The following is a 22,062-nucleotide window of genomic DNA, read 5'->3' as shown; positions in this document are numbered from 1 at the left end:
CGTTGTCGGCACTCCGCATCCGAGGGAATGCCCGGGGCCTTACTCTGGCAGTTACTCCGGCAGGCCGGCCAGCGCGATCGGCGCCCGCCCGGCCGCGGCACTGATCAGGCCCAGCACCCGGCCCGGCTCGCTGCCCACCATGTCCCAGGTGAAGCGCCAGCCCCAGTTGCCGCCGAGGATGCCCGGCACGTTCATGCGGTGTTCGCTGCCCAGGCCCAGCACGTCCTGCATCGGATAGACCGCCATGTTGGCCACCGAATTGGCGCAGGCGCGGATCATGGCCCAGTGGATGTCATGGTCGCCGCAGGCCAGGTAGGTGCCGGCAAAGGCGCGCTCACGGGCGCTGGCCTGGTTCCACCAGCCCCGCACGGTGTCGTTGTCGTGCGTGCCGGTGTAGGCCACGGCCGCACGCGGCCAGTTCTGCGGCAGGAACTCGTGGGTGCCGTCGCCGCCAAAACCAAATTGCAGGATCTTCATGCCGGGGTAGCCCAGCGCGTCCCGCAGTTCATGGACGTCCGGCGTGATGAAGCCCAGGTCTTCGGCCACCACCGGTACCTCGCCCAGTTGCTTGGCAATCGCATCGAACAGGGCCTTGCCCGGGCCGGTCATCCAGCGGCCCTGGGTCGCGTCCGGGCTGCTGCCCGGGATCTCGTAGTAGGCGGCAAACCCGCGGAAATGGTCGATGCGGAACACATCCGCATTCACCAGGGCGCGCTGCACGCGGGCGGTCCACCAGGCGAAGTGCTCATGGGCCATCTTGTCCCAGCGGTACAGCGGATTGCCCCAGCGTTGGCCGGTGGCCGAGAGGGCATCCGGCGGCACGCCCGCCACCACCGTCGTCTGGAACTGGTCGTCCAGTTCGTAAAGATCGGGACGGGCCCAGCAGTCGGCACTGTCGTGCGCCACGAAGATCGGCAGGTCGCCCATGATGAAGACGCCGCGTTCATTGGCATAGCGCTTGAGCTCGCCGCACTGCACGTCGAAGCACCACTGCACGAACTGCCAGAAGGCGATCTCGTCCGCATACTGCTCCCGCGCACTGGCCAGGGCTTTCGGCTCACGGGCCGCCAGGTCACGCGGCCATTCCCACCACGGCTGGCCGTTGCGGGGCGAGCGGATGGCCATGAACAGGGCGTAGTCGGGCAGCCAGTGCTGCTGGCTGTCGCACCATTGCGCATAGGCCTCGCGCTGCTCGGGCGTGGCCTTGCTGAAGAAACCGGCGGCGGCAGCGCGCAGCTGCTGTTCACGCCAGGGCAGCACCTGCCCGAAATCCACCCGCTGCGAGGCAAAGCCGCCTTCGGGCAGCACCGGCGCTTCCAGCCAGCCCTGCGCCACCAGCGGCTCCAGCGCCACCATCCACTGGCTGCCGGCAAAGGCCGACACGCCCTGGTAGGGGCTCTCGCCGGGGCCGATCGGCGTGCTGGGCAGCCATTGCCAGATCGTCTGGCCGGCCGCCTGCAACCAGTCCACGAAATGGCGCGACTCCGGACCGAAGTCGCCGATGCCATGCGGGCCCGGCAGGGAAGTGATGTGCAGCAGCACGCCGGAATGGCGCTGGTTCAGGTCGATGCTCATGGCGGTTTCGGACTGTCTCTGGTTGTTGTGGGGAGTGTCGGGGGAATTCTCAAGCGGGCGCGGGTGCCGTCAGCAGCAGGAGCGAGCGGGACGGAACGGACAAGGCCAGCGTTTCCACGCGGCCGGTCGGCGTCACGCCGCTGCTGTCCAGCAGCACCGTCCAGGCCTGCCGGCTGCGGCCCATGGTGGGCGGGGGCAACTGGAAGGCCTGGTCGCAAGGCGAAGGGTTGAACAGCAGCAGCAGGTCCTCCGTGCCGTCGCTCAGGCGCACCGTCAGGGTCTGCTGGCCGCCGTCATGCCAGTCCTCCTGCCGCATGTCGCGCCCGGAGGGATGGAACCAGCGCAGGCTCACCGCATCGTCACCCACGCTGCTGAACCAGCGTCCGTGACGCAGCAGCGGATGTTCACGGCGGCAGCGCAGTACGTCGCCCACAAAGGTCGCCAGCGACTGGTCCGCGCGGTCCCAGTCCAGCCAGCCGATCTCATTGTCCTGGCAATAGGCGTTGTTGTTGCCGCCCTGGCTGTTGCCGATCTCATCGCCCGCATACAGCATGGGCGTGCCCTGCGACAGCAGCAGCGTGGCCAGCAGCGCACGCTGCACGCGGCGGCGGGTCTCGCGGATCTGTGGGTCGTCCGTCGGCCCTTCGGCGCCGAAGTTGTGGCAGAGCTCCCCATCGCGACCGTCGCGGTTGTCCTCGCCGTTGGCTTCGTTGTGCTTGCGGGAATAACTCACCAGGTCGGCCAGCGTATAGCCGTCGTGGACCGCCAGGAAATTGATCGAGGCCAGCGGCGACCGCTGCCCCTGCTGGAACACGTCGCTCGAGGCGGTGAAACGTCGCGCCAGCGCACCGCGGTCCACCGGCCCGCCGTCCGGCCCACGGCCCAGCCAGTAGCCCCGCACGCCGTCGCGGAACTTGTCGTTCCATTCCATGAAGCGGCCCGGGAAGTTCCCCAGTTGATAGCCCTGCGGGCCGGCGTCCCAGGGCTCGGCGATCAGGTGCACCTGCGACAGCAGCGGGTCCTGCCGCAAGGCGGTGTAGAACGCCGCGTGGGGGTCATGGCCGCAGTCGGTGCGGCCCAGCACCGGGGCCAGGTCAAAACGGAAACCGTCCACGCCCATCTCGCCCACCCAATAGCGCAGCGAGTCCAGCACCAGTTGCGTGACGCGTGGATGCTGCACCCGCACGGTGTTGCCGCAGGCGGTGAGGTTTTCCAGCTTGGACGGGTCGTCGGCCTGCAGGCGGTAGTAGCTCTTCTGGTCCAGGCCGCGCAGGGACAGCGTCGGGCCCCATTCGTTGCCTTCGGGCGTGTGGTTGTAGACCACGTCCAGCACCACCTCCAGCCCGGCGGCGTGCAGGGCCTGCACCATGGCGCGGAATTCCTGCGTCACGGCGGTCGGGTCGTGCCGTGCGGCCGCGCTGGCCAGGCGCGGGTCCGGGCAGAAGAAGCCCAGGGTGTTGTAGCCCCAGTAGTTGCGCAGGCCGGTGTGGGCCAGATGGGGTTCGTCGATGGTGTATTGCACTGGCAGCAGCGACAGCGTGGTCACGCCCAGGCGCTTGAAGTGAGCGATGGCGGCCGGATGCGCCAGGCCCGCATAACTGCCGCGCAGCGCCGGCGGGATGTCCGGATGGCGCATGGTGAAGCCCTTCACATGCACCTCGTAGAGCACCACCGAAGCAGGCGGATGACGCGGCGCATGGGCCCGCGGATCGACCATGCCACCCGGCTGGTCAGCACGCGGCGGCGCGACACGGGCCTTCAGTGCGATCGCACCGTTGTCCCGCGCATCCAGGATCAGGGGTCCGTCCGGATGGCCCAGCGGATAGCCGTGATGCTCCGCCTGCCAACTGAACTGACCGACGATCTCGCGCGCATACGGGTCCAGCAGCAGCTTGCTGGCGTTGAAGCGATGGCCTTCCTGCGGCGCATGCGGCCCGTGGGCGCGCAGACCGTAGACCAGCCCCGCCTTCGCGCCAGGCAGGAACCCCGACCAGATGCCGTCCACCGGCCCCTGCAGCGGATACCGGGCCAGCTCGCGCTGACCCGCCTCGTCATAGAGGCAGACTTCCACCCGCCAGGCGTGCGCGGAGAAGACGGCGAAATTCACGCCGCCATCGCGGACATGGGCGCCCAGCGGCTCATGCCGTCCGGGCTGGAGGGGAAGCGTCTTGGCCATCATCGTCATCAGGCAGTGGGGGCGTTGGCATCGGCAGGGGCCGTGTCTGCCGCTGGGGAGTGGACCGGGTCGCCGCCCACCAGGAACAGCGTGGACATGGGGGGCAGCTGCAGCACCAGGGCGCCATCTTCAGCACGGGGAGCGTCGCGACCGCTCAGCCACGCGGTGCCGTCGAACGCCTCCGCGTCCGTGTCCAGCAGCACGGTCCAGGTGCCCTCACCCGCTGCGCCGGCGGGCATCGGCAGGCGGTAGTCCTCCCGCGCCACCGGCGTGAAATTGCTGACCACCACCACCGTGGCCTCGCCCTGGCAGCGCCGGGCGAAGCCGAACACCGACTGCTCCCGGTCCTGGTCCTGCAGCCATTCAAACCCCGTGGGCTCCGCCTCCTGCCGATGCAGCGCCGGCCAGCGGCGGTAGATCGCGTTGAGCGCTTCCACCAGTTGCTGCACACCGGCATGTGCCGGATGTTCCAGCAGGGCCCAGGGCAGCGCTGACTGGAAATCCCATTCCTGCGTCTGGGCGAACTCCTGCCCCATGAACAGCAGCTTCTTGCCGGGGTGGCCCCACATGAAGCCGTAGTACGCCCGCAGGCCGGCGAAGCGCTGCCAGTCGCCGGGCGGCGTCCAGCGGTGGGGCGTGGCCTGGACCGCGGGCGGCATGTCCTCGACCGGTCGGTCGTCCGCTGGCATCTTGCTGATCAGCGAACCCTTGGCATGCACCACCTCATCGTGCGAGAGCGGCAACACGAAGTTCTCGTTGAAGGCATAGACCAGGCCGAAGGTGATCTTGTCGTGATGCCACTGGCGGAACAGCGGAAGCTCGCGCATGTAGTGCAGCGTGTCGTTCATCCAGCCGAGGTTCCACTTGTAGTGAAAGCCCAGCCCGCCCGAGGAGGTCGGCGCGGACACCAGCGGAAAAGCGGTCGACTCTTCCGCGATGGTGATGAACCCGGGCGCTTCCCGGCCCAGCACCTCGTTCATGTGGCGCAGCAGCGCCACGGCCTCGAGGTTCTCGCGTCCTCCATGGATATTGGGTATCCACTCGCCGGCCGGACGGGAATAGTCGCGGTAGAGCATGGAGGCCACGGCATCGACACGAAGCCCGTCCACGCCATGACGCTCCGCCCAAAACAGCGCGGCACCGCAGAGGAACTGCCGCACCTGCGGCTTGCCGAAGTCGTAGATGAGCGTGTGCCAGTCGTGGTGCCAGCCTTCGCGCGGATCGGCGTATTCGTACAGGGCCGTGCCGTCGAAGCGGGCCAGGCCGTGCGGATCTTCTGGGAAGTGCGCCGGCACGAAGTCCAGCAGCACGCCCAGGCCCGCGGCATGACAGGCCGACACGAAACGCTGGAGACCTTCCGGGGGCCCCAGCCTGGCCGTGGGCGCATGCAGGCCCAGGGTCTGGTAGCCCCAGGACGGATCAAACGGATATTCAGTGACCGGCAGCAGCTCCACATGGGTGAAACCCAGCGCCGCGGCATACGGCGGCAGTTCACGGGCCAGCAGGTCCCAGTCCGGGAACGCCTCGCCCTCGCGTCGCCAGGAGGTGGGATGCAGCTCGTAGATGGACAGTGGCGCATCGCGCCGGTTGGCCTCGGCCCGCCCTGGCGGAAGGGCCACCGGCGGCGGCAGACCCGAAACGATGCTGGCATTGCTGGGCCGCAGCTCGCCGCGGAAGGCATAGGGGTCCGCCTTGAGCGGCAGCGGCTGGCCCTGCGCGTCGGTCAGTGCGAACTTGTAGAAGTCGCCCACCGCAGCCTGCGGCACGAACACTTCCCAGATGCCGGACTGCGCGCGCAGCCGCATTGGATGCCGCTGGGCATCCCAGTCATTGAAGCTGCCCACCACGCTGACCCGCTGCGCCGATGGGGCCCAGACGGCAAAACGCACGCCCTCGACACCGTCCACCTGCAGCGGATGCGCGCCCAGCCACAACCAGGGCCGCAGGTGCTCCCCCGCGGCCAGCAGGCGCAGGTCCTCCTCCGGCAGCAGATCGATCAGCGGCACATCAACGGACATGGCGGAGAGACAACTTCCTAACGGTCACTTCTGCAGCGCGCAGGGGCCGCGTGATGCGCCCCCCACGCGTTGGCGGGGATCACCCCAGGCTCTTGGCAGACCAGACGCGGTCCACGTATTCCTCGATCGTACGGTCCGACGAGAACAGCCCCATGCCCGCCATGTTCAGCAGCACGCAGCGCGCCCAGGCCACCGGATCGCGGAACAGCGCGTCCACCCGCTCCTGCGCCTTCACATAGTCGGCGAAGTCGGCCATCAGCAGGTAGATGTCCTGGTTCAGCAGCTTGTCGACCAGCGCGCGGTAACGGCCGGAATCGCCCTGCGAGAAGTCGCCGCGCGAGATCGCCTCGATGACGGCGCGCAGCTGCGGGTTCTGCTCCACATAGTGGCGCGGCTCGTAGCCCACCTGCTTGAGCGCTTCCACCGCCTCGGTCCGCAGGCCGAAGGTGAACATGTGCTCTTCGCCGAAGGACTCGGCCATCTCGATGTTGGCGCCGTCCCAGGTGCCGATGGTCAGTGCGCCGTTCAGGGCGAACTTCATGTTGCCGGTGCCGGACGCTTCGGTGCCGGCGGTGGAGATCTGCTCCGACAGGTCAGCCGCCGGAATGATCAGCTCGGCCAGGCTCACGCCGTAATTGGGCAGGAAGACCAGCTTCAGGCGGTCGCCCACGCGCGGGTCGCTGTTGATCACACGGCCCACGTCATGCGCCAGTTGGATGATGGACTTGGCCATCACATAGGCCGAGGCCGCCTTGCCCGAGATGATCACCGTGCGGGGCACCCAGTCCGCGGTCGGGTTGGCGAGGATGGCCTGATAACGCGCGATCACATGCAGCACATTCAGGAGCTGCCGCTTGTATTCGTGGATGCGCTTGATCTGCACGTCAAACAGGCTGTCCACGGCCACCGTCACGCCCAGGTCACGACGGATACGGTCGGCCAGGCGCTGCTTGTTCTCGCGCTTGACGGCCATGAGCGACTCGCCCAGCGCGGGGTCGGCGGCCAGCGGCGTGAGACGCCCCAGCTCATCCAGACGCTGGCGCCATCCGATGCCGATGTTGCGGTCCAGCAGCGCGGACAGGCCGGGGTTGGCCTGCTGCAGCCAGCGGCGCGGGGTGACGCCATTGGTGACGTTGTGGAAGCGCTCGGGGAACAGCCGCGCATAGTCGGCAAAGATGGTCTGCACCATCAGCTCCGAATGCAGCGCCGCCACGCCGTTGACGCGGTGCGACGCCACGATGGCCAGCGAGGCCATGCGCACCCGGCGCTCGCCGCCCCAGTTGCCCTGGTGCCCGCCTTCGTCGATGAGCGAGACCCGGCGCACCAGCTCCCCGTCGCCCGGGTACTGCTGCTTCACCTGCTCCAGGAAGCGGTGGTTGATCTCGTAGATGATTTCCAGATGACGCGGCAGCAGGGCCTCGAAGAGGCGCACCGGCCAGGTCTCCAGCGCTTCGGGCATCAGCGTGTGGTTGGTGTAGCTGACCGCCTGGCGGGTGATGGACCAGGCCTGGTCCCACGACATGCCGTGTTCATCCAGCAGCAGCCGCATCAGCTCGGCCGGGGCCAGCGCGGGATGGGTGTCGTTCAGGTGGATGGCATTGGCGCGGCCCAGTTGCTCCAGCGTGCCGAATTCCTGCAGGTGACGGGCGATCAGGTCCTGCAGCGACGCGCTGACCAGGAAGGCCTCCTGCTTCAGGCGCAGCAGGCGGCCGGCCTCGGTGCTGTCGTCGGGATACAGCACCCAGTTGATCGCATCGGCCGCGACGCGGTGGGCCGCAGCGGCGTGATGGTCCCCGCGGCAGAAGGCGGCAAAGTCAATCGGCGCTTCGGCCTGGGCATGCCACTGGCGCAGCGTCGAGACACGCTGCGTGTGGTGCGCCGGCACGATGAAGTCATAGGCCTGGGCGACCAGATGGTCGGCCGGCACCCAGCGGCGGGCACCGCCGGCATCCACTTCCACATGGCCACCAAAACCGACCAGGTAGCGCAGCTCGGGCCGCATCACTTCCCAAGGGTTGCCCTGCGCCATCCAGTCATCCGGCGCTTCGACCTGGCGGCCGTTCTGGATGCCCTGCGCAAACATCCCGTATTGGTAGCGCAGGCCGTAGCCGAACGACGGCAGGCCCAGCTCCGCAAAGGAGTCCAGGAAGCAGGCGGCCAGACGGCCGAGGCCGCCGTTGCCCAGTGCGGCATCCGGCTCGCGTTCGAGCACGTCCGGCAGTGTGTGGCCTTCGGCCGTGAAGGCGCCGCGCACGGTGTCTTCCAGCCCCAGGGCCGCCAGCGCATTGCCCAGCGCGCGGCCCATCAGGAATTCCATCGACAGGTAATGCACGCGGCGCACCGAGGCCTTCAGGCCGCGACGGGCATCTTCGGCCTGCGTGTCCGCCCAGCGCTGGGCCAGCAGTTCACGGCAGGCATGAGCAGCGGCGCGCAGCAAGGCCTGCGGACTGGCGGATTCGCCGCCCACATGCAATTCGCGCTGCAGCGCCAGTTGGAAAGCGACGCTCAGGTCGGAAGAGGCGGTGGGAGTCGTCATGGCATCACCGGTGGGAAAGGTGGACAGGGCACGGGAGGCGGCAGTCATAGGGTGTTCAGCGATGGGGCCGGCAGCGCGCGACCTCTACAGTGCGGTAGACGGCTGAAGTATCACCCAAGCGCTTGTAGTTTTCTGTAGTTTGACTACATCGGGTTATCCCGAACACATCGCCAAGTGTTTGATTCATATGAATTCGCCTGCGAACACATGCGGTTTGCCGCGTTGTGACGCCGCAGTGCGCCATGTATATTCTCTACAAATGACAGCAGCGAGGCGGTTCATGACCGTCTCGCCATGCCGTCACATCCATATCTAAACGAGCGAGACAGGCAGTACCCGTTCCGGCGGGTCGCTGCGGAGGTATCAAGTGGCGGACGTGAAGCTGCAAGCCGTGGTCAAGGCCTATGGTGAGACCAAGATCCTGCATGGCATCGACCTGGAGATCCGGGACGGCGAATTCATGGTGTTCGTGGGTCCCTCGGGCTGCGGCAAGTCCACCCTGCTGCGCACCATCGCCGGCCTGGAAGACATCACCGGCGGAGAAATGCGCATTGGGGGCCGCCTCGTCAACGAGGTGCCACCGGCCGAGCGCGGTATCGCCATGGTCTTCCAGAGCTACGCCCTCTACCCGCACATGAATCTCTACGAGAACATGGCGTTCGGGCTGAAGCTGGCCAAGGTGCCCAAGGACGAGATCGAACGCGCGGTGCGGTATGCCGCGCGCATCCTGCACATCGAGCATCTGCTGGACCGCAAGCCCAAGGATCTGTCCGGTGGCCAGCGCCAGCGGGTGGCCATCGGCCGCGCGATCGTGCGCAAGCCGGAAGTCTTCCTCTTCGACGAACCCCTGTCCAACCTGGACGCGGCCCTGCGGGTGCGCATGCGCTATGAGTTTGCCAAGCTGCATGAGGACCTGAAGACCACCATGGTCTATGTGACCCACGACCAGGTGGAGGCCATGACGCTGGCCGACCGGATCGTCGTGCTGTCGGCGGGACGGATCGAGCAGGTGGGCACGCCCATGGAGCTCTATGAGCATCCGGACAACCTCTTCGTGGCTGGATTCATCGGCAGCCCGCGGATGAACTTCGTGGCGGCCGAGGTGGTGGAGGCATCCGCCGCCCATGCCGTGGTCCGGCTGCAAGGCGGGGCGCTGATCCGCGCGCAGGTGGATGCGGCGCGCGCCCGTGCCGGCGACAAGGTGACGCTGGGCATCCGCCCGGAACATTTCCAGGTGGGCGGCGACAGCAACCTGCTGCAGACCCGCGTGACCTTCGTGGAATCGCTGGGCGGCTCCACCCATGCCTACTGCGACTACCCCGGTGTGGAAGAGGCGCTGACCTGCGAGTTTGACGGTCGCACGCGTGTGCGTTCGGGCGATGAGCTTGCCCTGTGCGTGCCGCCGGAGGCAGCGTATCTGTTCGATGCCCAGGGCCTGGCCTTCCGCCGCCTCGGAGTGCCGGCATGAGAGCGGCTGGCTGGGCACTCGCGGTGACGCTGCTGGCGCCGATGGGCCTGCCGTCCGTGGCCCACGCAGAAACAGCGCCGCGCCTGCTGGTCTGGATCAATGGCGACAAGGCCTACAACGGCCTGCAGAAGGTGGGCAATGCCTTTGAGCAGGCCTCTGGCGTGAAGGTGGTGGTGGAGCATCCGGTCGATGCGCCGGACAAGTTCCAGCAGGCCACCGGCGCCGGCAAGGGGCCCGACATCTTCTGCTGGCCGCATGACCGCGTCGGCGAATGGGCCAAGGCCGGCCTGATCACGCCGGTGCAACCGCGCCGACAACTGTATGAAGAGCTCGAGCCCACCACCTGGGAGGCCTTCCGCTACCAGGGGCGCTTCTGGGGCTATCCGATCGCCATCGAAGCCAGCGGCCTGATCTACAACAAGGCGCTGGTGAAGCAGCCGCCGGCCACCTTCGAGCAGGTGGTGGCGCTGGACCGCACGCTCAAGGCCCGCGGCAAGAGCGCCATCCTGTGGGACTACAACAAGAGCTTCTTCACCTGGCCCATCCTGGCCGGTGCTGGGGGTGTGATCTTCAACCGCAATGCGCAGGGCGATTTCGACCCGGCGCAGGTGCAGGTCAACAACGACGGCGCCCTGGCCGGCGCGCAGGTGCTGGACCGTCTGATCAAGGACGGCGTCATGCCCAAAGGCGCGCGATACGCCGAGATGGAGTCCGGCTTCGCCCGCGGCGAGGTGGCGATGATGATCTCCGGCCCCTGGGCCTGGGACAACGCCCGCAAGGCAGGCATCGACTTCGGCGTGGCGCCGATTCCATCGGCCGTGGCGGGCAAGCCGTCGCGCTCGTTCGTGGGCGTGCTGGGCTGCATGATCGCCGCGCCCTCGCGCAACAAGGACCTGGCCCGCGAATTCATCGAATGGCACCTGATGCGCCCCGAGTCGCTGAAGGTGCTGGATGCCGACGTGCCCATCGGCGTGCCGGCCAACAAGGCGTTTTATGCGGAGCTGTCGGTCAATCCGCTGATCCGGGCCACGATGGAGAACGCCCGCGTCGGCGCCCCGATTCCCAACATCCCTGAAGTGGGACGCTTCTGGACCGCGATGGATGCGGCCCTGGAGGCCATCACCAACGGACTGCAAAGCCCCAAGGACGCGCTGGACGGTGCTTCGGGCCGCATGCTGCTCAAGCCATGAATGCCACCACTGCTCCCCCGACGCCGCTGCCGCCATCGCCCCTGGACGCCGGGCCGCGCGTCTCGCTGACCGACTCCCCGCTGGCCCATGCCTACACCGTGCAGCCGCCCAGCCTGCTGGCGCGTGTGGCCGGATGGCTCTACTGGCCGGTGGTGGCGGGGGTCGCCCTGGCGGCGCTCTACCTCGTCTACACCTTGTATGCCGGCGGGCAGACCTGGTGGGCGCTGGGCACGCTGGCCCTGTTTGGCGCCGGCTTTGGCATCTACCTGAACCAGAACGGCTTTGCCTGGCGGTATCTGTTCCCGGGCGTCACCGGCATGCTGGTGTTCATCGCCTTTCCGCTGCTCTACACCACGCAGATCGGCTTCACCAACTACTCCTCGGCCCACCTGTTGAGCCAGGAGCGGGTGCGCGACTATCTGCTGGACCAGCATGAAGCGGTGCCCGACCGCGTGCGGGACTATGCCCTGCATGCCCAGGGCCGCGAGTTCCGGCTGGTGCTGCGCCATCCGGACACCGGCGCGCTGGAATGGGTCACGCCGCCGCTGGCGCTGCGCGGCGACAAGCCGGTGGACGTCACGCTGCTGCCGGCCGCGCAGGCGGCCGATGGGGACATGGGCCCTGCCCTGTCCCTGCGGGACCTGGTGCAGCACCGCGAGGCCCTGGCCCGGCTACGCCTGCATCTGCCGGGTGAATCGAGTGAGGCGGACACCCTGCACTACCTGGGGCTGCGCGAATTCGGGCCGATTCGCCGCCACTTCGAGGAGCAGACGGATGGCAGCCTGGTGCGCACCGTTGATGGCCAGCGCTTTGCACCCAACGGCCGCACCGGCTACTACGAGAACCAGGCGGGCGAGCATCTGCAGCCCGGCTACAAGGTGATGGTGGGCTGGCAGAACTATGCCCGCATGGTGCTGGACGCGGACTTCCGCGGCCCCTTCCTCTCCATCTTTACCTGGACGGTGGTGTTCTCGCTGCTCACCGTCGTGTTCGCCACGGCCATTGGCATGATGCTGGCGGTGCTGCTCAATTGGGAAGACCTGCGTTTTCGCGGCACCTACCGCACGCTGCTGTTCCTGCCGTATGCGGTGCCGGGCTTCATCAGCATCCTGGTGTTCAAGGGGCTTTTCAACCAGAACTTCGGCGAGATCAATGCCATTTTGGATGCGCTGTTCGGGGTGAAACCGGCCTGGTTTGCCGATCCGCTGCTGGCCAAGACCATGCTGCTGATCGTCAACGTCTGGCTGGGCTATCCCTACATCATGATTCTGGCGGCCGGCCTGCTCAAGGCCATTCCAGCCGACCTGTATGAGGCATCGGCCATTGCTGGCGCCGGGCCGCTGACCAACTTCTTCAAGATCACCGCGCCGCTGATCATCAAGCCGCTGTCGCCGCTGCTGGTGGCCGCGTTTGCCTTCAACTTCAACAACTTCGTCGTGATCGCGCTGCTGACCGACGGGCGGCCGGACTATCTTTCCAGCAAGATCCCGGCGGGGCAGACCGACATCCTGGTGAGCTACACCTACCGCATCGCCTTCCGCGATTCAGGCTCGGACTTCGGCCTGGCCGCCGCCATCTCGACGCTGATCTTCTTCCTGGTCGCGGCGATGTCGCTGCTCAACCTGCGGCTGATGAGGAAACAATCATGAGCAAGGGAGCCCTCTGATGGCCATCGTTCGAGGCAAGCAGGCCCGCTGGCGGGTGTGGGCGGCGCATGCGCTGCTATGGGGATTCCTGGCGATCACGCTGTTCCCGTTGCTGGCGGTGATCTCGATCTCGCTGCGGCCCGGCAACTTCGCCACCGGCCAGTTGATCCCGACCGAGATCAGCCTGGAGCACTGGAAACTGGCGCTGGGCATTCCCTACCAGGCGCCCGACGGAACCCTGGTGCAACCGCCCTTCCCGGTGCTGACCTGGCTGTGGAATTCGATCAAGGTGGCGACCATCTCGGCCGTGGCCATCGTGGCGTTCTCCACCACGGCCGCCTATGCCTTTGCGCGGCTGCGTTTCCGGTTCAAGAGCACCATCCTCAACAGCATGTTGCTGCTGCAGATGTTTCCGGCGGTGCTGGCGCTGGTGGCCATCTATGCCATCTTCGAGACCATCGGAGCTTATGTGCCCTGGCTGGGCATCGAGACCCACGCGGGGCTGGTGGTGGCCTACCTGGGCGGCGTGGCCACGCACATCTGGACCATCAAGGGCTACTTCGAAACCATTCCGGTGGAGATCGAGGAGAACGCCAAGGTGGATGGCGCCACCCACTGGCAGGCCTTCCGGCTGGTGCTGCTGCCCATGGCCGTGCCCATTTTGATGGTGGTGTTCGTGCTGGCCTTCATCGGGGTCATCATCGAATACCCGGTCGCTTCGGTGCTGCTGCGGGAGGAAGGCAACCTGACCCTGGCGGTCGGCTCCAAGTACTTCCTGCATGACCAGCGCTTCCTGTGGGGCGACTTCGCGGCGGCGGCGGTCCTGTCGGGGCTGCCGATCACGCTGGTGTTCACCATCGCGCAGCGGTGGATCGTCTCGGGCCTGACCGCGGGTGGCGTGAAGGGCTGAAGGGCAGGAGCGTCGGATGGACAGGTTTGTCGTCGGTCTGGTCGGATCTCTACTGGCGTCGTCGGCATGGGCGCTAGGCTCGGAGCCGGTGCCAACAGCATCGGCCCCCGTGGGCTCTGCGGCCTGCACCTCACCCCCGCTATCGGGCCGGGACCTCTACCTGCGCGGCACGCTCAACAACTGGTCGGCGCCGGATGCCCAGCGGCTCTACTGGGCTTGTGACCATCACGAACTCATCACGACGCTCAAGGGCGAGCAGTCGTTCAAGATCGGCGACGAGGACTGGTCCCCCGATGCTGACTTCGGCGGTGACCCGCGCGCGATGACGATCAAGGGCTCCGCCGTCCAGCGGCGGTTCGACGGCGGCCTGCACCGCGTGGAGCTGCGATGGGCGCAGGGCACGCCGTCCCTGACCATCGTCCCTTGCCCGCCTGCACCCGCGGCCTGCTCCGCCTTTCCGCCGCCCGACCCCAACGCCAGCAGCGTGACCGATCCGGTGGCACTGAGCGTGCGCTTCGATTCCCGCAGCACGTCCTTCAAGCGGCCCTTCGGCGCCTTGCCCTCGGGCAGCTGGGTGGAGTTCGAGGTGAAAGCCCTTCCCGGCGTGACCCGCATGGAGCTGGTCGTCGACAAGCGGCGGCTGGAAGGCCATCAGGACGTGCTCGACTACACCGAGCAGGCCCGCGCCCCATTGCACCGCATGCCCGGCGCGCTGGATGGACAGGGGCGTGAGCGCTGGTCAGTGCGCCACCGCTTCGGCGCCCCGGCGGTGTATGGCTATTACTTCGTGGTCACCATCGACGGACGGCGCTACGTCTACGGCAACAACAAGGACAGCATCTACTGGACCCGCGAGAAGGGCTCGATGGGCGTGGGCATGATCGACGAGATGCCGGCCGAGAAGCGCCGCATCCGCCGCTATCGGCAGACGATCCACGCGCCCGATTTCACCGTCCCGGACTGGGCGCGGGATGCCGTCTACTACTACGTCTTCCCCGAGCGCTTCCGCAATGGCGACCGGGCCAATGATCCCAAGCCCGGCCGCGACCGCTACCAGGATCACGACATCGAGTTCCACACGAACTGGATGGACCGGCCCTACAAGCCAGGCAGCGGCGACGGCTCCGATGCGGTCTACAACAACGACTTCTACGGCGGCGACCTCGCCGGGCTGATCGACAAGCTGGATGACATCCGCGCGCTGGGCGCCAATGCGCTGTACCTCACGCCGCTCTTCAAGGCGGCCAGCAACCACAAGTACGACACGGCGGACTACAAGCGCATCGACCCGGCCTTCGGCAGCAATGACGATTTCAAGCGGCTCACCGTGGAGGCGGCCCGTCGCGGCATCCGCGTGATTCCGGACACGTCGCTGAACCATGTCGGCGCCGATTCGCCCTACTTCAATCGCTTCAACAACTACCCGGCGGGCGGTGCATTCGACGGGGGCCGCGTCAATTTGGCGTCTCCCTACGCAAGCTGGTTCAGCTTCGACACCACCCAGACTGACCCGGACCGCCAGTTCAAGGGCTGGATGGATGTGAAGGACCTGCCGGAGCTGAACAAGGCCAGCAAGGACTTCCGCCGCTTCGCCTTCGAGGCGCCGGACTCGGTGACCCAGTTCTGGCTGGACCATGGCGCGGCCGGATGGCGCATGGATGTGGCGCCGTATGTGCCGGATGATTTCTGGCGGGGGTGGCGCCGCGCGGTGAAAGGCCATCGACCGGACGCCCTCACCATTGCGGAAACCTGGTTCGATGCGAGCAAGTTCTTCCTGGGGGATAGCTTCGACGGAACGATGAACTACATCTTCCGCAACACGGTGCTGGACTATGCCGCGGGTGGCCGGGCGGACCGGCTCTACCAGAACCTGGAGTTGCTGCGGGAGGCCTATCCGGCGCAGGCGCTGTCGGCCTCGATGAACCTGTTGTCGACACATGACCAGCCGCGGGCCCTGCACCATCTGGGCGGTGAAGAAGGCGCAAGCCCGGAGGCGATGGCACTGGCCAAACGCCGACTGCTGCTGGCGATCTGGTTCCAGATGACCTGGCCAGGGGCTCCGACGATCTACTACGGGGACGAGGTGGGCGTGACCGGCGGCGACGATCCGTACAACCGCGCGCCTTATCCCTGGCCGGACCTGGGCGGGCATCCCGACGAGGCGCTCAAGGCGCAGGTGGCGCAGTTGGTGGCGATGCGGCGGCAATGGCCTGTCCTGCGGCGTGGGAGCCTGGAGGCGCCGCTGCTGCTGGACGAGCATCTGATCGTGCTGCTGCGGCGCGATGGCGCTCAGGCTGCGGTGGTGGCGCTGAACAATGCGGATGAGGCCAAGGCCGTGGCGGTGGAGCTGCCGCCCGCGCTGCGCGGCCAGCGTCTGCAGACGGCGGTGACGGGCGAGGAAGTCCGGGTGCCGGCGGATGGACGGGTGACGCTGAACGTGCCGGCGTTGTCCGGGCAGGTCTGGATTCGGCGGGACGCTCGCGCGCGCTAAGGGCCGTCCGAGGATGTCATGGAGCGAGGGGCCTCAGGGCCGCCCGCCCTTCAGCGCCCACTCTCGCTGTGAAGCCAGCGCTGGACGATCGATCTGCTCGGACAGCCAGTCGATGTCCTGATCGGTGACACCCAGCAGCCGGAAGTGCTGCTTCCATTGCGAGACCACGCGGGCCACCGCCGCCATGTCCTGCCGCGCCTGTTTCTCATCCAGTCCAAACTGCGCCGACTCCGACAAGGCGTTCTCCAGCGTCGCGTCGTGCCCCTGGGCCCCGACCCGCATCTGCTGGTAGCCGAGCGACTGGCCGGAGGGCAAGACGTCAAAGGCCGGCGAGAGTTCCAGCAGCGACGCGGGCGTCTGCAACAGCACGTGATTCTTCTCGTGGTCGTCGGTGTTGTCGATCAGGATGTTGAAGACCATGCGACGGAACAACTCCCGCATCTGGCGACGTGCCCGCTGGTCCTTGGCCACCCCACGACGCCGCAGCAGCTGGGCCAGTTCGGGATACCCCAGCTCCGAACCCGCGGCTTTCAGCGCCACGTTGGCGGACAGGGCGTGGATGCGATGACTGCCGGCACGGTCGAAGCGCTTCACGGCGATGGCATGCCCCCCCTGCGGCAAGGCCAACGCCCGCGAATCCGCCACTTCGATGTCCGCCTGCTGGCCCAGCGTCAGGGTGGCATGCTCGACCAGCGGCATGTTGAAGGCCTCGCCAGGTTCGGAGAACTTGACCACCCATTGCTCTCCAGCGATGTGAATGAGCGCCTTGGGCCGAGCACCGCCGAACGTGACGCCTGGCGCCACCAACCGGCGCTGGGACTCCTGCACCGGCGCTCCGGCGAGGATGTGCTGCACCAGCGTCTCGATGGCCGGCACATCCGGCAGGCTGGGCAGCGGACCCAGGGTGCGGGGCATGTAATCCGTGTCGGACAGCGACACGCCCAGCGCTCCGAAGCGTTCGTCTCCGGCGTAGTAGAGGAAGTCCAGGACGCTCAGCCGGCGGGGACGATCCAGGAAACGGATCACGCGCTCGCCCCAGCGGTCCGGCCTCGCGTCGTCCACGGCGCCGGCGGCGGTGTCCTTGTCCCGGGGCAGGAATTCACCGGTGGAGAGCGGGAGGTCCTCGCTGAGCGCGAAGCCGCTTTCCAGCCACTGGGCGTCGTAGCGCAGGGACACCCCGCGGAGCGCACGCGCCATCGCAAGTTCGCCGACCAACCGTGGGTGGTCCGGCTCGCCCATCCACCACAGGAACAAGGTGTCCGGCAGGTCGTTCGGGATGGCGCCGCTCATTCGGCCCTCCTGGGGGACACCGCGGCCCGCTTCGCCGCGGGCGCCTGCTTCGGTTGGTGCTCCGGTGTAGGCGCCTTGCCGGACGATTGGGCGGGCGCCAGCGCCACCTTCTTGCGGCGGATGGACCGGGCCTTCGCCGCCCGCACATCCGTTTCCAGGGCGCCGAGGTCCAGCTGAGGGTCGGCGGCCTCCGCCAAGGCGCGGCTGCGGCCCATCATCCACAGCGCCGTGGCGTACACCGCCATCGACACCGTGGGGTCGCCACGCTCCATGCGAGCCAGCGTGGGCTCGGAGACCCCGATACGGGAAGCCCAGGTTCCGAGGGTCTCCCGGCGTCGCTTGCGGGCGATGGTCAGGTTCTCGCCGAGCAGCCGCAGGTGGGCCGCCGCCTCGGCAGGCATCAGGTCAACAGCGGCAGAGCGTTTTGGCATGCGTATACGTTACCACGATGACTTTTATTCCAATCTATATGTTTGTTTTTGGCGCCATGCCGCCGTTTTCTGCTTTTTCTTTACCAACATATATTTTGGTTTTTATCGGCTTTTTGCCATTTATATATCGTCATCTTCTTCGGTGACCCAGTCCATCCACTTCCCATGCGCATGGGACCAGGCCAAGGGCGTCCCGCACTCGCCCTGGCGGGCACGCCAGTGAAGCGTCCAGAGGGTCGTGGTCTCGGGCGGCTCCTGTCCGCTGCCCTGCGGCAGCACGGGCACCGGTGCGAACTTGCCGGCCTCCGCGCTGATCCAGGCCAGGCCCCGTTCACGGATGAGGGCCGTCACCCTGTGCGTGAGGCTCCGGCGCTGCTCCTCATCCAGATAGGCGAGCACCCAGGTGTTGATCATGACCGGCAGCACCGGCCCCGGCAGGCTGCCCACCCAGTCGGTCAGCACCTGCAGTCCGTCCTGGCTGGAGATCAGCCGGTGCGGTCGATGACGCGCCCACTCGAGCGCCTGTCCCAGGCGCTCCCCGCGATGCGCATCGTGAGGCCAGACGCACGCCCGCAGCCAGCGGGTGGCGCGCTCGTCCGAAACCTCGACCGGCGACAGATCCACGCCCAGCGTTTCGGTGACCCGCCAGCGGTCGGGCCCACGCAGCCCCGCCGGTGGGGAGCGACGCCAGGTGCCCCGGATGGTGGGAGCGGCCGGGTCCACCGCGGGGCGCAGGTCCCAGCCATCGTCGTAGCCGTAGTCCTGCACGGAAAGATTCAGCCCCGCGCTGCAACCGAAATCGAACAGGGCGACTGGCTGCGGGGCCTGGGCCCCCAGGTCCAGGCGCTGCATCAACGCCTGCAAGGCCACGCGCAGCACCCCACAGCGGCCCACCTCATTGGTCTGGGTGCTGCGGGTACGGACGGTGTGCAGCAGACGATCCCGGTGGGCATGGACAAAGGCGAGCAGCGCTTCTGGCAGCGATTCGTCCGGTAGACGGGTGCCACCCGCGGTCGGATAGTAGGCGTGCAACGCCGAAGCCGGCACCTCAGCATCCAGCACGCAGTCGTGGATCGCCGCCAGCAGGAGGACCGGGAGCTGCTGGCCAGACGGCGCCGCCGCCAAGAGCCCGCACAAGCGGGGATCGTCCGCCATGCACCGGGCCAGGACCGCATACAGCGGATCGTCCTGCCCATCCTGATCGGCAAACTGCCGGAACCGCCGGGACATGCGGTTCAGGACGGTGGGGTCAACGGGCAGGTCGGTCGGCATGGGCATGGGCATCGGCGTCTGCATGGCAGCTGTCGTTCATGGAGGGCTTGGAGTCTCCATTGAATCGCGTGGCGGCCGATGCAATTGTCGGCTGCCCGACAATGCGCCATGTCCCGACGCCCTGCCCCCGCCCCGTCCCTGAACGCCGTTGTTCCAGCGCTTCCGACGCAACGGGGGCAACGCGACACCCGCCCGGTGCCCGACCTGCCTGCCTCGCTGACGGCTGCACTTCCGTCAGTCGAGATCCCGCACGACATGCTTCGACACCTTCACACCCTGGTGCCCTGCAAGGGCCTGCGCGCCGGCCAGACGCTCTTCGCCGAAGGTCAGGTGCCTCAGGCGTTTTATCTGGTGGCGGATGGAGAAATCGAGGCGCGCTTCATGTCCGAGGGCGGAGACACCTCCACCCTGGAGCGCATGCGCTTTCCGCGGCTGTTTGGCCTGGCGGCGTTTGTCACGCAGCGGCCAGCGCGTTACGAGGCTGCTGCGTTGACGGACAGCCGGGTGTGGCTGATCACCCAGCCGGCCTATCGATGGCTGATGGACGAGTGCCCCGGCTTTGCACGCGCCTTGATGCTGGAATTCGCCCGACGCTTCGAGGGCAACCTGGGATTGCTGGGCGCTGCCCGGCATGACTCCGCCGAGCAGCGTTTACGCCTGGCCTTGCGACAGCTGGTGCGCGAACGCGGCATCGCCGGCGCGGATCCGGAATGGCAGACGATCACCGCAACGCAATTGGAACTGGCTCGCAGTGCGCATCTGTCGCGGCAGACCGTCAATGCATTGCTCGCGACCGCCGAGACGCAGGGGTGGCTTCGACGCCAATACCGTCAGCTGAGCGTGAAGCTCGACGGACTCCCCTGAGTCCCGGCGCCTGCCGCTTCGACGCTTCAGGGAAAGTTGGTCACTGTCGGCGTATAGGACGCATTGCACCCGGTCTGCGCCCCGGTGTTGTTGATCACATGCACGATGCCGCCGTTGTTACCCAGGCACACCGAGATCATGTTGTGGAAGCGCACGTTGCCGGTGACCGGCGTCTCGATGGCACGGTCCAGCCAGATGTTGCCGTTGGTGAAGACGCTGTAGACACCCAGGCCCCAGGCTTCGTGGCTGGTCACCCAGTCGGCCACCTTGTAGGCCGCATAGCCACGGCCGGTGGGGCTGTTCCAGGCGGACTGGCTGGGCGGGTCGTAAGGAATTTCCGACTGATAGAAATACACCCGGCCGCCATTGCCATTCCACACCACCTGATGCTTCTGGAAGTGCTCCACGAACAGGCCGTACATGGTGACGTCATTGCCATTCACCCACAGACCGTTTTCCGACGGATTGCTGGCCCAGCCCACACCGGCGCCGTGGTCGGCACGCCAGATCCAGGTGTGGTCCACGATGGTGTTGTTGCTGTTGACGCTCAGCGCGATCTTCACGCGACCAGCGGCAGCGCCACCGACACGGAAGAACAGGTCATGCAGCGCAATCGGATTGGCGGCGTGATTGGCCGCGGCGCCATTGGGGCCGATCTCCACCAGCACGCCCGATTCCACCGCGCCTGCGTCCAGGAACAGGCCCGCCAGCGTCAGGCCGTCCACATCGGCGGTCTGGATCAGCGGCTGGCCATTGTCCGAGCGCAGCGTCGGGAAACCGATCCCCAGCACCACCGTGTTGGGGTTGTTCACCCGCAGGGTCTGGGTCAGCACATAGACGCCGGGCGTGAACAGCAGATGTTTGCCGCTGGCCAGTTGCGCATTGAGGGTCGTTGCCGAATCGCTGGGTTTGGCAATGTAGAACTGCGTGATCGGAATCGTGCGTCCCGGCGTGACGGCGCCATTGGCCCAGGAGATGCCGCTGCTGTTGTTGCGCAGCGAAGGAACGCGCACGGCATAGCTGCCGTCGGCATCGATGAAGAGATAGGGCTTTTCGCGAATGACCGGCGTCTGGGCGACCTTGGTATAGCGCTGACCTGCCGTCGGGAACCCACCGGCAGGTGCGGTCGGCACGCCGACGAACACCATGTTCCAGTTGGACCCCACCCAGCTGCCCCACTGGCTGTTGCGGGAGATCCATTGCTGCTGGCTGCCGGAATTGACCTGGCCATCCACCAACACGTCCGAGAACCAGCCGCCGCTGGACCAGCCACTATTCTGGTTCAGCTTGATGTTGCCCCGCACATGCATGCGGCGGAACGGAATGGCCTGGGACACGGCCCATTGCATGGTGTTGTTGCCAATGCCCAGGGTGGGCGTGACCGAGAAGTTCTCGGCGCCGCGCCAGAAGTTCTGCGTGGCGTTGTCGCCGTCCAGGTAGGCATTGGAGCGCAGGTCGCCGATCACCTGGACCTGGTCGGGATGGCTGCCCAGGCCCAGCACCTGGGTGTAGAAACCCACCGGAATGCGAAGGTTGTTGTAGGTGCCGGGAGTCAGCAGAATCGCATCACGGCGATTGCCGAAATGATTGGGTTGCTGGGCGTTGTAGATGTCGTTGATCAGGCCCTGGAGATTGGGCGTGTTCGGGTTGACCACCCGCACATTGGGCCCGAAGTCCGGCGGCGTGGTCGGCGTCACCGGCAAATCGCTGATGACGAATTGCTCCCACGCCGCCACCGAGCTGCGATTGGCCACCAGCGCGCCGCCGATGTTCAGGTCGGCAGACACGTAAAGGCCATTGGCCATCGACCGCAATGCCACGGTGCCATTGGACTGCGGCACCACGGTGAATTGCTCCCAGCCGGCAATGCTGCCGCGGTTGGCAATCAGCTTGCTCGTGTCCGGCGCGGACAGTCCGGTGTCGGCCGCCACATAGTTGCCGCTGATGGTGGCCTTCAGCGAAATGGTGCCGTTGGCATTGTTGACGACCTGGAACTGCTCCCAGGTGCTGGCCACAGGAGCGGTGGCCGTCAGGAAGGAGGTGCCGGTGGCCGTGGCGCTCACGTAGTTGTTGTTGGCGACCGCGCGCAGCGTGGCGGCATGCGCCTCGCGTGCGGACAAGGCCGTGGCCAGCACACAGACCACGGTCAGCAGCATGGCCTGCCCCAGGCGGGACGGGACCCGTGGGGGATGCAT

The 22,062-nt window shown here is 67.0% G+C and carries 14 protein-coding genes; 6 read left to right on the top strand and 8 right to left on the bottom strand.

What is annotated here, in order from left to right; genetic code table 11:
* Positions 1–51: 51 nt before the first annotated feature.
* The 4 genes from malQ to DES44_RS03915 form a co-directional block, all read right to left on the bottom strand.
* Positions 52–1,575, bottom strand: coding sequence for a 4-alpha-glucanotransferase (gene malQ, locus DES44_RS03930; protein WP_058936126.1), 1,524 nt, complete (start codon positions 1,573–1,575; stop codon positions 52–54).
* Between the two features lie 49 nt (positions 1,576–1,624).
* On the bottom strand, positions 1,625–3,751 hold the full coding sequence (gene glgX, locus DES44_RS03925) for a glycogen debranching protein GlgX (protein ID WP_211326923.1): 2,127 nt from the start codon (positions 3,749–3,751) through the stop codon (positions 1,625–1,627).
* Between the two features lie 8 nt (positions 3,752–3,759).
* On the bottom strand, positions 3,760–5,769 hold the full coding sequence (glgB, locus tag DES44_RS03920; RefSeq protein WP_058936128.1) for a 1,4-alpha-glucan branching enzyme: 2,010 nt from the start codon (positions 5,767–5,769) through the stop codon (positions 3,760–3,762).
* 79 nt (positions 5,770–5,848) lie between these two features.
* Positions 5,849–8,353 carry a glycogen/starch/alpha-glucan phosphorylase gene (locus DES44_RS03915; RefSeq protein ID WP_232309818.1) on the bottom strand — a complete coding sequence of 835 codons (2,505 nt, stop codon included), beginning with the start codon at positions 8,351–8,353 and terminating at the stop codon, positions 5,849–5,851.
* Between the two features lie 319 nt (positions 8,354–8,672).
* Between DES44_RS03915 and DES44_RS03910 the strand changes: the two genes are divergently transcribed.
* Genes DES44_RS03910 through DES44_RS03890 form a run of 5 tightly spaced genes read left to right on the top strand, consistent with a single transcriptional unit; the run spans position 8,673 to position 16,010 of the window.
* A complete protein-coding gene (locus DES44_RS03910; RefSeq protein WP_058936129.1) occupies positions 8,673–9,773 on the top strand; it encodes an ABC transporter ATP-binding protein in 1,101 nt (366 codons plus the stop codon).
* Complete coding sequence (malE, locus tag DES44_RS03905) at positions 9,770–10,963, top strand: maltose/maltodextrin ABC transporter substrate-binding protein MalE (RefSeq protein ID WP_058936130.1); 1,194 nt, start codon at positions 9,770–9,772, stop codon at positions 10,961–10,963. The genes DES44_RS03910 and malE overlap by 4 nt, the downstream gene beginning before the upstream one ends.
* Complete coding sequence (gene malF, locus DES44_RS03900) at positions 10,960–12,612, top strand: maltose ABC transporter permease MalF (protein WP_083525770.1); 1,653 nt, start codon at positions 10,960–10,962, stop codon at positions 12,610–12,612. The genes malE and malF overlap by 4 nt, the downstream gene beginning before the upstream one ends.
* Positions 12,613–12,628: 16 nt before the next feature.
* The gene (malG, locus tag DES44_RS03895; RefSeq protein WP_058936131.1) at positions 12,629–13,519 is read left to right on the top strand and encodes a maltose ABC transporter permease MalG; all 891 of its coding nucleotides are present in this window, start codon (positions 12,629–12,631) and stop codon (positions 13,517–13,519) included.
* A gap of 16 nt (positions 13,520–13,535) precedes the next feature.
* The gene (locus DES44_RS03890) at positions 13,536–16,010 is read left to right on the top strand and encodes a glycoside hydrolase family 13 protein (RefSeq protein ID WP_083525771.1); all 2,475 of its coding nucleotides are present in this window, start codon (positions 13,536–13,538) and stop codon (positions 16,008–16,010) included.
* A 33-nt stretch (positions 16,011–16,043) separates the two neighbouring features.
* Here DES44_RS03890 and DES44_RS03885 read toward each other — a convergent pair whose 3' ends face one another.
* The 3 genes from DES44_RS03885 to DES44_RS03875 all read right to left on the bottom strand — a co-directional run bounded on the left by DES44_RS03885 (position 16,044) and on the right by DES44_RS03875 (position 19,027).
* Positions 16,044–17,300 (bottom strand): type II toxin-antitoxin system HipA family toxin, encoded by a 1,257-nt coding sequence (locus tag DES44_RS03885; protein WP_058936133.1) that lies wholly within the window; start codon positions 17,298–17,300, stop codon positions 16,044–16,046.
* Positions 17,297–17,731 (bottom strand): hypothetical protein, encoded by a 435-nt coding sequence (locus DES44_RS03880; protein WP_083525772.1) that lies wholly within the window; start codon positions 17,729–17,731, stop codon positions 17,297–17,299. The genes DES44_RS03885 and DES44_RS03880 overlap by 4 nt, the downstream gene beginning before the upstream one ends.
* Positions 17,732–17,851: 120 nt before the next feature.
* On the bottom strand, positions 17,852–19,027 hold the full coding sequence (locus DES44_RS03875) for a DUF2332 domain-containing protein (RefSeq protein WP_058936134.1): 1,176 nt from the start codon (positions 19,025–19,027) through the stop codon (positions 17,852–17,854).
* Between the two features lie 231 nt (positions 19,028–19,258).
* Here DES44_RS03875 and DES44_RS03870 point away from each other — a divergent pair, with 231 nt between their 5' ends.
* Positions 19,259–19,867: a Crp/Fnr family transcriptional regulator gene (locus DES44_RS03870; protein WP_211326922.1), complete on the top strand. Its 609-nt coding sequence runs from the start codon at positions 19,259–19,261 to the stop codon at positions 19,865–19,867.
* A 26-nt stretch (positions 19,868–19,893) separates the two neighbouring features.
* On the opposite strand, the gene DES44_RS03865 is transcribed toward DES44_RS03870, so the two are convergent.
* A complete protein-coding gene (locus DES44_RS03865) occupies positions 19,894–22,062 on the bottom strand; it encodes a pectate lyase-like domain-containing protein (RefSeq protein ID WP_198164806.1) in 2,169 nt (722 codons plus the stop codon).

It is taken from the genome of Roseateles depolymerans, assembly GCF_003387155.1.
Taxonomy (GTDB): domain Bacteria; phylum Pseudomonadota; class Gammaproteobacteria; order Burkholderiales; family Burkholderiaceae_C; genus Roseateles; species Roseateles depolymerans.
The sequence above is the reverse complement of the archived record's forward strand: the minus strand, read 5'-3'. Positions and strand labels throughout refer to the sequence as shown.

Coding starts and splice junctions, on each gene's coding strand:
- malQ (WP_058936126.1), bottom strand. CDS start 1,575: ATGAGCATCGACCTGAACCAGCGCCATTCCGGCGTGCTGCTGCACATC.
- glgX (WP_211326923.1), bottom strand. CDS start 3,751: ATGGCCAAGACGCTTCCCCTCCAGCCCGGACGGCATGAGCCGCTGGGC.
- glgB (WP_058936128.1), bottom strand. CDS start 5,769: ATGTCCGTTGATGTGCCGCTGATCGATCTGCTGCCGGAGGAGGACCTG.
- DES44_RS03915 (WP_232309818.1), bottom strand. CDS start 8,353: ATGACTGCCGCCTCCCGTGCCCTGTCCACCTTTCCCACCGGTGATGCC.
- malE (WP_058936130.1), top strand. CDS start 9,770: ATGAGAGCGGCTGGCTGGGCACTCGCGGTGACGCTGCTGGCGCCGATG.
- malF (WP_083525770.1), top strand. CDS start 10,960: ATGAATGCCACCACTGCTCCCCCGACGCCGCTGCCGCCATCGCCCCTG.
- malG (WP_058936131.1), top strand. CDS start 12,629: ATGGCCATCGTTCGAGGCAAGCAGGCCCGCTGGCGGGTGTGGGCGGCG.
- DES44_RS03890 (WP_083525771.1), top strand. CDS start 13,536: ATGGACAGGTTTGTCGTCGGTCTGGTCGGATCTCTACTGGCGTCGTCG.
- DES44_RS03885 (WP_058936133.1), bottom strand. CDS start 17,300: ATGAGCGGCGCCATCCCGAACGACCTGCCGGACACCTTGTTCCTGTGG.
- DES44_RS03880 (WP_083525772.1), bottom strand. CDS start 17,731: ATGCCAAAACGCTCTGCCGCTGTTGACCTGATGCCTGCCGAGGCGGCG.
- DES44_RS03875 (WP_058936134.1), bottom strand. CDS start 19,027: ATGCAGACGCCGATGCCCATGCCCATGCCGACCGACCTGCCCGTTGAC.
- DES44_RS03870 (WP_211326922.1), top strand. CDS start 19,259: ATGCTTCGACACCTTCACACCCTGGTGCCCTGCAAGGGCCTGCGCGCC.
- DES44_RS03865 (WP_198164806.1), bottom strand. CDS start 22,062: ATGCATCCCCCACGGGTCCCGTCCCGCCTGGGGCAGGCCATGCTGCTG.